Origin of the sequence: Limnobaculum zhutongyuii (assembly GCF_004295645.1) — a bacterium.
Classification (GTDB): Bacteria; Pseudomonadota; Gammaproteobacteria; order Enterobacterales; family Enterobacteriaceae; genus Limnobaculum; species Limnobaculum zhutongyuii.
This window is the reverse complement of record NZ_CP034752.1, coordinates 1,806,136-1,819,708: the sequence shown is the minus strand read 5'-3', so window position 1 is coordinate 1,819,708 and position 13,573 is coordinate 1,806,136. Positions and strand designations below refer to the sequence as shown.

The 13,573-nt window shown below is 43.9% G+C and carries 18 protein-coding genes; 8 read left to right on the top strand and 10 right to left on the bottom strand.

All coding sequences use genetic code 11. From position 1 onward, the window contains the following. Window positions 1-6 precede the first annotated feature (6 nt). Window positions 7-876: a LysR family transcriptional regulator gene (locus EKN56_RS07925; RefSeq protein WP_246020006.1), complete on the top strand. Its 870-nt coding sequence runs from the start codon at window positions 7-9 to the stop codon at window positions 874-876. Window positions 877-919: 43 nt separating this feature from the next. Here the strand turns inward: EKN56_RS07925 and EKN56_RS07920 are convergent, their stop codons facing one another. Genes EKN56_RS07920 through EKN56_RS07910 form a run of 3 tightly spaced genes read right to left on the bottom strand, consistent with a single transcriptional unit; the run spans window position 920 to window position 2,897 of the window. Next, window positions 920-1,372, bottom strand: a complete 453-nt coding sequence (locus EKN56_RS07920) for a WapI family immunity protein (protein WP_456085569.1) — start codon at window positions 1,370-1,372, stop codon at window positions 920-922. Window positions 1,373-1,399: 27 nt separating this feature from the next. Next, a complete protein-coding gene (locus tag EKN56_RS07915) occupies window positions 1,400-2,278 on the bottom strand; it encodes an arginase family protein (RefSeq protein WP_130591277.1) in 879 nt (292 codons plus the stop codon). A 25-nt stretch (window positions 2,279-2,303) separates the two neighbouring features. Beyond that, complete coding sequence (locus tag EKN56_RS07910) at window positions 2,304-2,897, bottom strand: TetR/AcrR family transcriptional regulator (protein WP_130591276.1); 594 nt, start codon at window positions 2,895-2,897, stop codon at window positions 2,304-2,306. Window positions 2,898-3,083: 186 nt separating this feature from the next. Between EKN56_RS07910 and EKN56_RS07905 the strand changes: the two genes are divergently transcribed. The 3 genes from EKN56_RS07905 to nemA are packed head-to-tail and all read left to right on the top strand — an operon-like array spanning window position 3,084 to window position 5,468. Then, on the top strand, window positions 3,084-3,665 hold the full coding sequence (locus EKN56_RS07905; RefSeq protein WP_130591275.1) for a flavin reductase family protein: 582 nt from the start codon (window positions 3,084-3,086) through the stop codon (window positions 3,663-3,665). A gap of 51 nt (window positions 3,666-3,716) precedes the next feature. Next, window positions 3,717-4,316: a TetR/AcrR family transcriptional regulator gene (locus EKN56_RS07900; RefSeq protein ID WP_130591274.1), complete on the top strand. Its 600-nt coding sequence runs from the start codon at window positions 3,717-3,719 to the stop codon at window positions 4,314-4,316. Between the two features lie 54 nt (window positions 4,317-4,370). Continuing rightward, entirely contained in the window at window positions 4,371-5,468 is a 1,098-nt protein-coding gene (nemA, locus tag EKN56_RS07895) for an alkene reductase (RefSeq protein WP_130591273.1), read from the top strand. A 140-nt stretch (window positions 5,469-5,608) separates the two neighbouring features. Here nemA and EKN56_RS07890 read toward each other — a convergent pair whose 3' ends face one another. Together EKN56_RS07890 and EKN56_RS07885 are read right to left on the bottom strand one after the other, a co-directional pair. Next, on the bottom strand, window positions 5,609-5,914 hold the full coding sequence (locus EKN56_RS07890) for a hypothetical protein (RefSeq protein ID WP_130591272.1): 306 nt from the start codon (window positions 5,912-5,914) through the stop codon (window positions 5,609-5,611). A 124-nt stretch (window positions 5,915-6,038) separates the two neighbouring features. Continuing rightward, on the bottom strand, window positions 6,039-6,965 hold the full coding sequence (locus EKN56_RS07885) for a LysR family transcriptional regulator (protein ID WP_130591271.1): 927 nt from the start codon (window positions 6,963-6,965) through the stop codon (window positions 6,039-6,041). Between the two features lie 189 nt (window positions 6,966-7,154). Here EKN56_RS07885 and EKN56_RS07880 point away from each other — a divergent pair, with 189 nt between their 5' ends. Next, window positions 7,155-8,318: a mandelate racemase/muconate lactonizing enzyme family protein gene (locus EKN56_RS07880; RefSeq protein ID WP_130591270.1), complete on the top strand. Its 1,164-nt coding sequence runs from the start codon at window positions 7,155-7,157 to the stop codon at window positions 8,316-8,318. Window positions 8,319-8,383: 65 nt separating this feature from the next. Here EKN56_RS07880 and EKN56_RS07875 read toward each other — a convergent pair whose 3' ends face one another. From EKN56_RS07875 to EKN56_RS07860, 4 genes are all read right to left on the bottom strand, one after another. Continuing rightward, on the bottom strand, window positions 8,384-8,731 hold the full coding sequence (locus EKN56_RS07875; RefSeq protein ID WP_130591269.1) for a hypothetical protein: 348 nt from the start codon (window positions 8,729-8,731) through the stop codon (window positions 8,384-8,386). Window positions 8,732-8,751: 20 nt separating this feature from the next. Continuing rightward, entirely contained in the window at window positions 8,752-9,045 is a 294-nt protein-coding gene (locus EKN56_RS07870; RefSeq protein WP_130591268.1) for a hypothetical protein, read from the bottom strand. A 99-nt stretch (window positions 9,046-9,144) separates the two neighbouring features. After that, on the bottom strand, window positions 9,145-9,474 hold the full coding sequence (locus tag EKN56_RS07865; protein WP_130591267.1) for a hypothetical protein: 330 nt from the start codon (window positions 9,472-9,474) through the stop codon (window positions 9,145-9,147). Between the two features lie 308 nt (window positions 9,475-9,782). Next, window positions 9,783-11,219 (bottom strand): DKNYY domain-containing protein, encoded by a 1,437-nt coding sequence (locus EKN56_RS07860; protein ID WP_130591266.1) that lies wholly within the window; start codon window positions 11,217-11,219, stop codon window positions 9,783-9,785. Between the two features lie 205 nt (window positions 11,220-11,424). On the opposite strand from EKN56_RS07860, the gene EKN56_RS07855 reads away from it, so the two are divergent. From EKN56_RS07855 to EKN56_RS07845, 3 genes are all read left to right on the top strand, one after another. Continuing rightward, window positions 11,425-12,225: a hypothetical protein gene (locus EKN56_RS07855; RefSeq protein WP_130591265.1), complete on the top strand. Its 801-nt coding sequence runs from the start codon at window positions 11,425-11,427 to the stop codon at window positions 12,223-12,225. An 81-nt stretch (window positions 12,226-12,306) separates the two neighbouring features. Next, window positions 12,307-12,861, top strand: coding sequence for a hypothetical protein (locus tag EKN56_RS07850; RefSeq protein WP_130591264.1), 555 nt, complete (start codon window positions 12,307-12,309; stop codon window positions 12,859-12,861). A gap of 28 nt (window positions 12,862-12,889) precedes the next feature. Continuing rightward, window positions 12,890-13,153, top strand: a complete 264-nt coding sequence (locus EKN56_RS07845) for a hypothetical protein (protein WP_130591263.1) — start codon at window positions 12,890-12,892, stop codon at window positions 13,151-13,153. A gap of 15 nt (window positions 13,154-13,168) precedes the next feature. Here EKN56_RS07845 and EKN56_RS07840 read toward each other — a convergent pair whose 3' ends face one another. After that, on the bottom strand, window positions 13,169-13,360 hold the full coding sequence (locus EKN56_RS07840) for a hypothetical protein (RefSeq protein WP_130591262.1): 192 nt from the start codon (window positions 13,358-13,360) through the stop codon (window positions 13,169-13,171). Between the last annotated feature and the right edge of the window lie 213 nt (window positions 13,361-13,573).

The window sequence follows — 13,573 nt, the reverse complement described above, 5'->3', positions numbered from 1 at the left end:
ATTGAAATGCTAAATGATATGGAACTGTTTGTTGAAGTGGTAAAAGTCATGAGTTTTCGCAGGGCGTCGGAAGCCACTGGCGTACCCAACTCAACGGTTTCACGGCGCATCAGCGCATTAGAAAAAGCCATCGGATTGAGGTTATTACACCGCACAACCCGAAAAATCGAACTAACGGAAGCGGGCCAAATTTATTATGACCGCTGTCGACGCATTGTAGAGGAAGCCAGGCTGGCGCATGAAGAGTTAGGTGATATTTTGGCACAGCCCAGCGGCCTGTTGCGCGCCTCTTTACCAGTAGATTTTGCCATTAACTATATGGTGCCGCTGTTGATTGAATTTGCTGAACAATACCCGGATATTCGGTTTGAATTTGACCTAACGCCTCGCAGAGTTGACCTGGTAGCCGAACCTTTTGATGTGGCTATTCGCATTGGGGAACAAAAAGATTCAAACCTGATCGCCCGACTATTAGCCAATCTGCCTGCTCATCTTTATGCTTCACCAACATATCTAGAAAAGCATGGCGCACCTTCTCACCCACAGGAACTTATTCAGCACCAATGTTTAGGTTTCCCCCGAAATGGCGTCTGGACGCTACATAATTTCGAGGCGGAAGAAAAAGTTGAAGTGAATGTGAGTGGCCGATTTATGCTGAATAACGTGGGAATGATCCGACGTCTTGCCGCCTTCGGTCAAGGGATTGTCCTGTTGCCACAGGAAGTGGTGACCGAAGATCTGGCGGAGGGTCACCTGTGTCGAATATTGCCACAGTGGCAGGGAGTGCCGGTTCCCGTCTATGCGTTGACAGAAACCCGACTGTTACCGGCCAAAACCCAACGTTTTATTGAGTTTTTGCGAGATCGGATGAGATAACTGATTAATGGTAATCGTTGCGAAACAGCGGGTTTTATAAAAACTATCGTCTTGATGGGTAGTTATCAATCCACTGCTTCAGTGAGCTTAAAATTTGGCTGAAATCCTCTTTTTGTAAAGCAAAAACCAGATTCCAATGCTCTTTTTCCCCAAATGGATTCTTCAGTGGAAAGTGTGGCTTTAATTCACAGTTAAGGGTAATCGCTATTCTGACTACATTATTCTTGTAAGAAAGGAAAGCCAGTTCCAGACAAGGCTCGGTAAAAGATAAATTCGCATATTCCGGTAATCGGTTTTCTGCCAGCGCGCTAAACCAATGATAAAGGCGATTAAGATCGCCCGTTTCTAACGCAGGATCAATTTTATCAAAATGTTCCGCGCCTTGTTTAACTGACACCCTTAACAAGCACCAGTTATCTGATCTCTCTGGGAATTGATAACCCGCAATATCAAGATCTAATTCAGTGCAACCATCAACACTTGTCAGTGAAATCAATTGATTATCTCCATTTGGTATAAACAATCACCGCATAAGCGGTAATCTTGCCAGCATATGTTTTAATGCTATTGCATCCCACGGCGTATGTTCTGCGATGGTGATACCTACTACATTTGATATGTTAGCCACATCTTCCAGCATGTTAACCAGAGTTTCCAGACGTAATTTGCCATGAGGGATTCCGGGAAGCGCAGTTTCACCTTCAGGAACCGGACGGGCAAAAAGCAACGATCTAAACCAATGAGGATCGAGCGCATCTAAATCTAAATGGACAACCAAATGCTTAGCGCCGGTGTTTTTAAACCAGTCAAGCAGGCCATCGGTGCTTTGAACCAACTCTTCTGCCGATATTAAAGGTAATTGCAGACGCTTCATCACTTCCATCTCATAAGGTTCGCCACCGGAGAACCCCGCATAAAGTACCCGGTTAGCCTGAAATGGTAACGCCACTTTTCCCACAAAATCGGCATCGCCTTCCCCTAACAAATTACCTAAAACCATGGCATGACCATGAGAAAAATGCTGTGGAATATTAAGATCCGGATGAGCATCAATCCATAACACTGCCACATCACCATCATAAAGCTGATTTAAATAGGCAAATGGCGCCAGACTCACCAGACAATCGCCCCCCAGCGTCACAATCCGTTTTGGCTGATGACGCTGAATAATCTGTTTTGCCGAATCTATCTGTTCAAGTAGTGCCTTGCGCGCAACCAGACCATTTTCAATAACCAGTGAATCATCGTGCAACACGTTCTCCGGCGGCGATACCGGAACGCTTTCCGTTATTCCATGATGTTCTGGTGCCAGCCAGGCAAGTAGTTGTGCTCCAAAGTGGTAAACCGCATTATTCCCGCCCTGCCACTGAGGCATCAGCAGGCGAAGTGTGGTATCTGACATGGCAAAATCTCCTGAGATAAAGACGTTATTTACTTAACGCTTTAGTCACTAATTTGTTGAATAAATCGATATGAACAGAAAAATCGAAATCAGGATCGATTGCCGTACGGGCTATCATTCCATCGACTAAGGCGTAGAGCCAAATGGAGGTGCCATCAGGGTCGATATCATCGGCTATTAATCCTTTCTTCATGGCCTGTTGTAACAGATGTTTAAACGCGGTTCGCATCCGACTGTCGTTGGCTTTAAATACGGTTCTTAACCGTTCGTTTCTTGCAGTTTCAGCCAGGATCTCGATCCATAATCGATGATCCATCGGATAACCCGGGTCAAAAATGCAGCTACTAATCACGCCAAGAATATTTCTCAATGGAGATTCAGAATCATCGAGATCATTCATTTTGGTAATGGCACCCGACATTTCATCTTCTACCAGTGTCGTAATAAAAGCCTCTTTATCTGGAAAGTAACGATAAAGGTTACCGGTACTCATCCCTACCGAGTTGGCCAACTCGGCCATCCCTGTGCCCCGAAACCCCTTTTCAGAAAAACATTTAGCCGCTGACTCAAGAAGTTGAATCTGTGTAGCGACTTTCTTTTGCTTGCGGGTGGTTGTCATAGTTATTCTCAGTAAACGATCATTTACTAAACTTAAACGATCCTGAATCTTAAAACAATAGTGAATGATCGTTTACTGAGTTTCTTCAACCATTGGTATTTAACATTCACTTGTTTATTAAATTGATTAGTTTATGTTTTCTTCCTATGTTGAATAGCAATGCAACTGTAATGAAAGGATCGCCTGATGAGCCATTTCCTGCCAATAGAACTAAAACATGCCAGCCGCTTACTTAACCACGGACCAACGGTACTCATTACCAGCTACGATCCGGAAAATGGTCATCGTAATGTGATGGCTGCCGCCTGGTCGATGCCGGTGGAATTTGAACCACCAAGAGTCGCTATTGTGGTGGATAAAAGTGCCTGGACCCGTGAACTGATTGAGAAAACCGGATCTTTTGGTATTTGTATTCCTACTGTCTCGATGGTCAATCTGACTTACGCCGTGGGTAGCGTATCGGGTCGCGATGAAGATAAATTTAACCGTTTCTCAATTATTGCTCATCAAGGCCCATCTATCGGCCTTCCGGTAATTGAATCTGGCTGTGCTGCCTGGATGGAGTGTCGGCTTTTAACCGAGTCTGGCGCTCAGGAAAAGTATGATACTTTTTTTGGTGAGGTGGTTTCGGCCGCTGCCGACCAGCGCGTTTTTATTAATGGTCACTGGAATCTTAATGAAAACAATGCAGATTTGCATACCCTACACCATCTGGGAGGAGGAAATTTCCTCACCGATGGTCGCCAGATTAAGACCCAATTTGTTTAAAAACGTAAATCAGGATTGCATTAGACCGACCGGTCTATTATAGTGAGTTTTATGAATCGACATCCAGAACATGATACGCGTGAACATCTCCTTGCTACCGGGGCTCAACTTTGTCTGAGTCGCGGCTTTACCGGCATGGGATTAAGCGAAATGCTGGCGAAAGCAGAAGTGCCTAAAGGCTCTTTTTACCACTATTTCCGGTCAAAAGAGGCATTTGGTGTCGCTATGCTCGATCGCCACTATGCGTTGTACAATCAGCGATTACAGCAGCATTTTTGTCAGGAAAATGCCAGTTGGCTTGAACTGATCGTCAACTGGTATCAACAGAGTCTGGACTATTTCAATCAGAATGGCAGTTCCCCCAATTGTCTGGTGGTAAAACTGTCTGCTGAAGTTTGTGACCTGTCAGAAGATATGCGTAACGCACTGGATAACGGAAGCGTTCAGGTTATCGCTCACCTTGCCAACGCGCTTGAAAAGGGACGATCTGAGAAATGTTTCGATTTTCCCGGCGAAGCCCGGATGCAGGCACAGGTGATGTACGCCCTTTGGCTTGGTGCCAGTTTGCAGGCAAAAATTTCACGTAGCTCGATACCGCTGGAATGCGCTATTGACCACGTAACCCGGCTTTTAGTGGAGCCTGTCTCCTGACAGGTTCTTTTATTTTTCTTATTTATAGACGACCGGTCTACTTGAGGATGTATCATGTCAGCAGATAAATTGTTTACCCCATTAAAAGTGGGTGCCATTACGGTGCCAAACCGCATTTTTATGGCTCCATTAACCCGTTTACGTAGCATTGAACCTGGCGATATCCCTACTCCACTCATGGGTGAATATTATCGTCAGCGCGCCAGCTCTGGTCTGATTATCAGTGAAGCAACCCAAATATCAGCGCAGGCTAAAGGCTATGCGGGAGCTCCGGGGTTACACAGCGCTGAACAGATCGCAGCCTGGAAAAAAATTACCAACGGCGTACATGCAGAAAATGGCCATATGGCCGTACAGTTCTGGCATACCGGACGTATTTCTCATAACAGTTTACAACCAGGCCAGCAGGCTCCGGTTGCCCCGTCCGCGATTAGTGCCGGAACCCGCACCTCTCTGCGTGATGAACAGGGCCATGCCATACGGGTCGATACTTCCATGCCACGCGCATTGGAAACGAATGAAATTCCTGGCATCGTTAATGATTTCCGTCAGGCTGTTGCCAATGCACGAGATGCAGGATTTGATTTAATCGAGCTGCATTCTGCACACGGTTACCTGTTGCATCAGTTCCTTTCTCCGGACGCTAACCATCGTACTGACCAATATGGTGGCAGCCTGGAAAATCGCGTTCGTCTGGTGCTGGAAGTGGTGGATGCTGCCAGTAAAGAGTGGAGCGCTGACCGCATAGGTATTCGTGTCTCGCCTCTTGGCACCTTCCAGGGAGTGAGTAATGGCGATAATGAAGAAGCTGACGCCCTTTATCTGATCGAACAGTTAGGTAAACGTGGAATGGCCTATTTACATATGTCTGAGCCTGACTGGGCTGGTGGTCAGCCTTACAGCGATGAATTCCGTCAGAAAGTGCGTGAGCGTTTTAGCGGTGTGATTATTGGTTCTGGTGCTTATACACCAGAGAAAGCCGAAGCCTTGATTGCCAAGGGTTATATTGATGCCGTTGCCTTTGGCCGCTCATATATTGCTAACCCGGACCTGGTAGAGTGTTTACATCGTAAAGCCGCGCTTAATGAGCCGCGCCCTGAATCATTTTATGGTGGTAATGCGGAAGGTTATACCGATTACCCAACGCTGTAATCACTGAATAAAGGTGGATCAGGTGATGCCGGATCTGCCTTTTTTATTGATATCAATTGTGACAATGTAACGTTATTTGATTGTCGATACAAAAAAGCCAGTGTTTTTCTCACTGGCTTTCTTATCTCAATACAATACTTTTATTCTTTCGGATAACCCTGTTCTTGCAGCCAGACGCGCCCTGCTTCAATGGTTGGGCTTTGTACTAAAACAATGAACAAGAACGCAACAAATACCCCGATCATTGCACCACCAATAAGGCCACCTAAAGGCAGGAAGAGTGCAACGACAACGGATAGAACAATGGCAATAACAAGACGAATCCAGAACGCAGAGCCAATACGCTTACGCCCTTCTTTATTGCACTCTTTGAATAAGCGCTTTTGTTCTTGCTTATCTAATCCCTTTAACTCCGGAACGTTATCAACAGCCCAATATATTTTCATAAATTCCTCTAAATCCGTTTATATGAATGAAAAAACCTGATCATTATAAAGATTATCTTCTACAGGAACCAGTCATCCACTGCTAATTGCAAATTCAAATACTGCAAAAATGGGGTTAATCATTCTACTGTTGGGCTTCAACAAAAATACGCCATAGCTCTTCAACTGCTTTAGACATTTTGGTTGCCGGTCGATATAAACGAATTTCCACCGGGATACACAGATCTGAATCTTTATCAGCGACCGCGATAATGGTTCCGTTTTTTACCTCCGGTTCAGCCAAAGACTGCGGCAGCCAGGCTACACCATCTCCTGCTCTGACCATCGCCAGCAGCGTTGCTGCCAAATCGGAGGTAAAGGCCACTTCCATCCCTCGCTTAACCCGGTTAATGGATGCGGTGTTTGAAATAATACGCCCTAAGCCTGACTCGCCGCTAAATGACAGATAACGAAATTTTTTCCTGCCATTCAGCGCCCATAACGGTTTTGTTGAATCAGCAGAAACCGCGCTGTAAGGAATGAGCCTGTCCAACCCTAAACTGATACTAAAGAACTTTTCCGGCTCGAGATTAATATGCATATGAGGATGATAATGGCAGAGCAAAAATTGACAGCCTCCCTGTAAAATCAATCTCTCACAGGATTTCAACGTATCAGATAGCAGTCGGAAAGATCCAAATCGCACAATCTTGTCATTGCGCCTTAATAGTTCAGGAAAAAAGGAAAAAGATAGTGCGTGAGTCGCAGAAAAAACCACATCGGGCTGTTCTTGCCCGGCCACATCCAGCGCTTCAGTTCTTACTGCATAAAGTGTTCTGATTAGCTCGGGTGCCTGACCACAAAACACCTCTCCGGCTCGCGTCAGGTCAACGCCTCGTCTGTTACGTTCAAACAATGCGGTGCCTACCCATTCTTCAAGAGACTGGATCCGTCGACTAAATGCGGGTTGCGTCACATAACGTAACGCTGCTGCTTTAGAGAAATTAAGGGTTTCTGCCAGTGCTACACAGTCTTCAAGCCATGTTAATTCTAGGTGATGCCGATTTTGCATTACAGCCATCCTTACAGGCATTAGATGAAGATGATTTATCCCCTTAGTATGTAGCTATACCAGATTGCTTTTCAATCAAATAGTGGCTGTGACGGTAATAACTGTTTTAAATACAATTCATTAATACAGTGTGGCATACGATGCCATCCTGTCTAGCCACCTTTTCAGCCGCAAAATAAGGAGAAAAGAATGCGCATAATTGACGTTGTTGAAATCACCAAGCCCATTGCGTCCCCTATCAGAAATGCTTATATCGATTTCAGTAAAATGACAACCAGCCTGGTTGCTGTGGTCACGGATGTGGTTATTGATGGTCAGCGGGTAGTTGGATATGGCTTTAACTCTAATGGTCGCTATGGTCAGGGTGGCCTTATTCGCGAGCGTTTTCGCGAACGGATCTTACAGGCGGATCCAGGCAGTCTGCTTAATCAACGTGGCGATAACTTCGATCCTCATCGCATATGGAATGTGATGATGAACAATGAAAAACCCGGCGGTCACGGTGAGCGTTCCGTTGCCGTGGGAACGCTGGATATGGCAATTTGGGATGCTACGGCAAAGATTGCCGGCAAACCATTATTTCGTATGCTGGCAGAGATGAAAGGCGTTGAAGCGAATCCTCGCGTTTTTGTCTATGCCGCTGGAGGCTATTACTATCCGGGTAAAGATCTGACCGCTCTGCGACAAGAAATGCGTAGCTATCTCAATCGCGGTTATAACGTGGTTAAAATGAAGATCGGTGGTGCGCCACTGGAAGAAGATCGCCGCCGTATTGAAGCGGTGCTAGATGAGATTGGTAACGAAGCACGACTTGCCGTCGATGCTAACGGACGTTTTGATCTGGAAACCGGCATTGCTTACGCCAAAATGCTGCGTGATTATCCGCTATTCTGGTACGAAGAAGTGGGCGATCCCCTTGATTATGCATTGCAGGCAGCGCTGTCAGAGTTCTATCCCAGCCCAATGGCAACCGGTGAAAACCTTTTCTCACATCAGGATGCCCGTAATCTTTTACGATATGGCGGCATGCGCCCGGATCGTGACTATCTGCAATTTGACTGCGCCCTCTCCTATGGTTTAGTGGAATATCTGCGCACTCTGGATGTATTGGAGCAGTTTGGCTGGTCGCCAACCCGCTGCGTTCCACACGGCGGGCATCAAATGTCATTAAATATTGCCGCCGGCCTGGGACTTGGTGGCAATGAGAGCTACCCTGACCTGTTTCAACCCTACGGCGGATTTCCTGATTCAGTGATCGTTGAGGATGGGCATATTGTCATGCCTGAACTGCCGGGCATTGGCTTTGAGGGAAAATCGGACTTAATAAAAGTGATGCGTGAACTGGCTGAATAGCTCACTGGGGATCATTAAACTGCAGGCCTGTGGTTGATCGGTTCTGGCCTGCAGTTCAATACCAACTATACTGCGACGGCTTGTGCTATTCCTTCCGCAATATAACCATCAAAACTTTTGGTAATGTCTTCAGTAGCAACATGAAAGTTTACCGTTTGTGTTGCCGTCAGCATCCCTTTTACTCGGATCAAACCTCGGGTTGAATCATCCGGATCCCGGCAAAATATCAGGTTCGCGTCACTACTGGACTGATATTGATTAATCCATTCGCAAAGCGTTCCTGCATCTATTGACCAGTTTTTCTTTCCATTCACCGGAGAACGAAAATTGGTGGTTGAGTTTCCACTCAGGTAGATATCTGCAAAATAAGGTACTTCTAACTGTTGCTCATTACACATCAGAAGCACTTTCATTACATGACCGACAGGAATGCTTACAGGAACCGTATTTTTAATGACACGGTCATGTTGGGAGTAAGACCATTTCGGTTATCCGCAATTCCGGTAACGGCAGCTTTTTGATGTACTTCAAATACTTTTTGGCTTTGATCAAAAACTAATTTAGTCGCGATCTTATCGACTAAATATCCATATAATCCGCCATTATTACCCGGTCCATTAGTAAACCATTGCCCATCAGCAGGATCTATTTCGGTATTAAGGTTATTTTGCCACGCATCTATTATGATGGCACCAATATATCTTTTATCTAAAAATTGAAGCCCCATTACTTATCCTCCAGATGATATCTCTATCACTGCATCCATATTTACCTAACATAATTAACTTTAGAATAGATATGAACAACTCATTAAAACAGATGGTTACTATGATACATCAATTAGACCGAGATCATTATTTAACGTTGTTCCGCTAATATTATAATTCGCCGTGGTTGTATTTCCTTTTTCAAATATGAATGCCCTGCGAGCTTCATTATCCGTTCCCCAAACAACAAATGCATGCATATATACCATTGAGCCATCAGGAACACCAAGCTCATCAGGCGCAATGGTTTTTGATCTTCCCAGAGTGATATCATTACTTTGTTTTGTAAGATGTTTCTCGCCACTATCATCCATATAACTATATTGAATGCGGGCAACAAAACCACCAGAATTTTTAAGATTCATTTTGCCAATTTTTTGCATAGCCATATTAATTTTCCTTATTTAGAAAATAAAAATTCAATAATAAAACATATAATAATAGATAGTTATTATTCAGGCGTCAGGTAAATATGGTTGAAATGCTATTCATTCTGAAATGAAAACCATCTACAAAATAAAGAGTAGTTCAATAATTTAATTATTACCAAATTATTTCAAGATATTTCAATTGATGAAATTAAATTACTGTTAATTAAAAATAAAAACACGATGACGATTGAAGTTAAATCAAACAAAAATAGTGACCCATCTGAATAAATAAGTATTATCTTATATAATATAAGTAATTTATTATTTTAATTCCAAAATGAATAAGATGATTTGGCGTGATCGATATTATTAACCTCTGGCATATCACGTACACTACGTAAATATTGCTCCTTCAGTTTTCTGGTTATCCGTTGATCTTGCTGTAATTGTTGTTTGAATGCCGGGTAATCAGTAATTAAATAGAGTGATTCGTCCATACTAATATTTTGGCCACTGGATGATGAAAAATAATGGTTACCTTTAGCCAACCATACGGTGCCGAGTGCCCTTCCGTTGCGCTCGAAAGTATCAACCGGTTGCCAGTCAGATAATGACACGCCAGATAAAACAGAAAGTACGGTATTTTTGCTTACCAATCCCCGGCTTCTTTTCCCCCAAACCTCATACGAGATTAAAACAATGGTATTTTTATCCGTAACCCATACTCCCGGAGCCTTTTGTTCTGAAAGTAGTTGTGATTTATCGTTACCAAAAGGGTTTGGTCCCGCATATTTAAATTTTTTCCCCTGATAATCCCAATAAAAAACGCCATTATCGTTGATAAATAGCTCATGGTTTGCCCGATCGCGATCGGCGACAAAGAGATTTAGCCCACGGGTATTTTTTCCATCAATCACCGCTGGAAAAGGCGTTGCGCCAAAATAGTAGGTGTTGATTTTGGCATCCCAACCATAATCTGTCCGCCACTGATCGCTGTCCGGAGAAAATGCACTAAAAGTCACAGGGTTTGCATCGGACAAAGGCTGCCCCTGATAATAAACACGAGTATTATCCGCTAAATAACGGTCATGTATTCTGTCTTTTAAATGCCCTTGCCCATACGGTACAGATTGAATACTGCTACCGTCGGCTTTTGAAATCATGACACCTTCATAAAACAGATGTTGGCCATCGGAGAGATAATTCTGCCCCCAGGTTTTCAGGTTGCCATAAACGACATTATCTACCGGGCTTAAAATAAAATCCCGACGCCTCGGGCGATCAGGGTTGTCATAAGCTTTATCACGTACTATTTCGTGCCACCAGTAATAGTCGGGGTTTTTACGTTCTTCGCTACAAAAATAGGTATTGTGACCATCGCTGATATATCCCTGAGAGGTATAAATTACCCGTTCAGGCTGCAACCCTTGAATGATATGGGTACCACAGAATACTGACTGATTATCTTTGGCTAATGGCGCCAGATATCGGGAAGAATAGACCTGAAAATCACGACTATTTACACCAGGTAGCAGGTAATACCCCTGAAATGGAATATTGACATAAACTTTTTGCTGATAGCTGTAATAACGCCCGCCAAGCGACTTGCTGTTACGGCTAAAATCACTGGAATTTGAATCTCGCCAAAGGTTAGTAAAGACAAATACCGAGAACAATAACCCCAGTAAAATAGAGAAAATGGCAAAAAGTCTTAGCCAAAATGTGCGGGGGAATTTTCTGGTTTTTGGCGTCTCTACGATCATAAGGTGTTCCTTTACCTGATTCCAATAACATCCTGCTATTGTACTGCTATATAATACACGGGTTGGGATACGTGATACAAAACCAATAATAACCCCGGCAAATATTCACGTATTATCACAACCTCTTTTTGCTATGGAATGGCTGTTGAGCACATCAACATGACCCGGTTTTGTTCGCCAATAAATCATCGGAAGAGTGACGAATATGCTGAAGAAATTGATCTACCTGCTGTTAGGCGCGTTTTTATTCACCAATAGCTTGCCTCTGTTAGCCAAGACACGTGTTGTTCATGTTGTGGTTGCCCTGTGTGATAACAAATATCAGGGAATTGTCCCGGTGCCAGAAAAAATTGGCAATGGGCAAGATCCGGTGAACAATCTGTATTGGGGAGCGGCTTATGGTGTGAAAACCTTCATTAAGAAACAGCCGAACTGGCAGCTTGTCACCTCTTCAGTCAACCCGCAAAAAAACATACTGGAACGTATCGTTTTTAAACATAAAACCGATGATGTTTATCTGGTCGCTGATGCTTACGATGGTCAATATATCGGTCAAACCATTGATGATTTTTATCAATACATTGGTGGTGCTAAAAAAGGCAGTCTGGATATCCAACAGAAATCTATCGATACCGGCGGTGGTGCCGATCTGGTGGTTTATATTGGTCACAATGGACTGATGGATTTTTCAATTGCCCGACTCAATTTAACCGTGCCAGAAATCAGTGATGAAAAAACCAAAAATCTTAATGCGCAAAGGCAAGCCGCCGTATTTGCCTGTAAAAGTAAACCCTACTTTCTGCCTCAGTTTGAACGAGCAGGTATTCGCCCGGCAATGATGACTACCAACTTTATGGCGCCGGAAGCCTATATTCTGAATGCGTTGGTCGATTCCTGGATTAAAAAGCAGTCTCCGGAACAAACGCGCGAAGCGGTGGCACAGGCCTATGCTAAGTATCAAAAAATTAGTGTAAAAAGCGCCAAAGGACTATTTGCAACGCAGTAGGATAAACGGTGGCTGCGGGTAAAATTGACCAACAGCGACTGAAGATTTTTATTCATCCGGGGATATAAAGGAATAGTGGCCATGGATGCGATCAAAAAACCGAGAAGAGTTATTGCTCTGATACTCACTGCTACTATTGCGGTGATTATCTGGCTTACCCTCTTTTCATCACGCCAGCATCAGATTGTGTTAACCCATCAGGGAGATAATCCCCCATCCTTACAACGTTTGTTTCAACAGTTAGAGAAAGATAAGTTCACCACAGAACAACGCTCTTCTTCTGACGCCTTCGCTTTTTATCGTTGCGAAACCAAAGAAGATTATCGTTTCACTGGTTCCGGTGTACGCAGTTTCTACTTTAGTCGTACTTTTCCAATAAAAGCGCCTATTGGTAATGTTTACCCTGATTTCCATTTATATGTATTGAGTTTTGAGAATGCGCAACAGGCCAGTGCCTATGCCATGAAAATCAACGCCGCTAAACGTTATTACGATAGTAATAATGATAAGTGTGAATTCGATAAGGCCCCCTGGAAAATCGTCACTAATGGCCCAACGCTGTATTACCTTGATACCAGAGCGCAAATGTTGATAGATTTTATTGAGCGGTACGGCAAATTATTAGAAAAAGAGTAAGTTAACGTCACTATCACCGGAACATTTTATGGTCAGAAAAAGAAATTTTATCATTGCGATCCTGTTAGTTGTGCTTTTCGCCATGATCTTTTACGTTATCTGTTATGCCAGAATTGGTACCGGACGATATTGTTATGAAAGCCCGGAAGTTCGCTGGCGTTTAGCCATTTATACCGGCGAATGTAATGATGAAACGGGCTGCTTTTACACTAAAAGAGCAGGGACAGGGATACTGGAATACTTTGGTCTTCGCCCTGCACCGGACAATGGCTGTCGGGAGGCCGGGCAGTAAGTTATCTATCCCCTGCTATCTTGGCTTATAACAAGAACGCCCATCGCGACACTTATGATGCCCCTGATAAGAATTCTCTCTGTCTCTTGGTTTATCTCGATGATGATGTCTGTCATCATCACTGTCGCTGTCCATTAACAATACTGCCGCAGCAATACTAACCAGCCCAATAATAAGCCCGGCAGATGTGACATCATCAGAATCCATATTTGCGCACCCTACCATCGATAAACAAACGGCGCCAATCATTGAATTTCTCAATCCTGCTTTCACTTTTTATCTCCCTCTGCCGCCACCTGTTGGGCTATTTAACAGTACGGGTAATGGCCAGTATGCTCAATGCCGCTTAAGGTAAAGTAAGTGAAAAGATTGAGTAAAGGAGAAAGGAAAAACGATCTCTATATCTTCAATCGCTAAGGG

Coding starts and splice junctions, on each gene's coding strand:
- EKN56_RS07875 (WP_130591269.1), bottom strand. CDS start 8,731: ATGAAAGTGCTTCTGATGTGTAATGAGCAACAGTTAGAAGTACCTTAT.
- EKN56_RS07840 (WP_130591262.1), bottom strand. CDS start 13,360: ATGGATTCTGATGATGTCACATCTGCCGGGCTTATTATTGGGCTGGTT.
- EKN56_RS07845 (WP_130591263.1), top strand. CDS start 12,890: ATGGTCAGAAAAAGAAATTTTATCATTGCGATCCTGTTAGTTGTGCTT.
- EKN56_RS07880 (WP_130591270.1), top strand. CDS start 7,155: ATGCGCATAATTGACGTTGTTGAAATCACCAAGCCCATTGCGTCCCCT.
- EKN56_RS07860 (WP_130591266.1), bottom strand. CDS start 11,219: ATGATCGTAGAGACGCCAAAAACCAGAAAATTCCCCCGCACATTTTGG.
- EKN56_RS07925 (WP_246020006.1), top strand. CDS start 7: ATGCTAAATGATATGGAACTGTTTGTTGAAGTGGTAAAAGTCATGAGT.
- EKN56_RS07865 (WP_130591267.1), bottom strand. CDS start 9,474: ATGGCTATGCAAAAAATTGGCAAAATGAATCTTAAAAATTCTGGTGGT.
- EKN56_RS07910 (WP_130591276.1), bottom strand. CDS start 2,897: ATGACAACCACCCGCAAGCAAAAGAAAGTCGCTACACAGATTCAACTT.
- EKN56_RS07850 (WP_130591264.1), top strand. CDS start 12,307: ATGGATGCGATCAAAAAACCGAGAAGAGTTATTGCTCTGATACTCACT.
- EKN56_RS07870 (WP_130591268.1), bottom strand. CDS start 9,045: ATGGGGCTTCAATTTTTAGATAAAAGATATATTGGTGCCATCATAATA.
- EKN56_RS07915 (WP_130591277.1), bottom strand. CDS start 2,278: ATGTCAGATACCACACTTCGCCTGCTGATGCCTCAGTGGCAGGGCGGG.
- EKN56_RS07905 (WP_130591275.1), top strand. CDS start 3,084: ATGAGCCATTTCCTGCCAATAGAACTAAAACATGCCAGCCGCTTACTT.
- nemA (WP_130591273.1), top strand. CDS start 4,371: ATGTCAGCAGATAAATTGTTTACCCCATTAAAAGTGGGTGCCATTACG.
- EKN56_RS07855 (WP_130591265.1), top strand. CDS start 11,425: ATGCTGAAGAAATTGATCTACCTGCTGTTAGGCGCGTTTTTATTCACC.
- EKN56_RS07900 (WP_130591274.1), top strand. CDS start 3,717: ATGAATCGACATCCAGAACATGATACGCGTGAACATCTCCTTGCTACC.
- EKN56_RS07885 (WP_130591271.1), bottom strand. CDS start 6,965: ATGCAAAATCGGCATCACCTAGAATTAACATGGCTTGAAGACTGTGTA.
- EKN56_RS07890 (WP_130591272.1), bottom strand. CDS start 5,914: ATGAAAATATATTGGGCTGTTGATAACGTTCCGGAGTTAAAGGGATTA.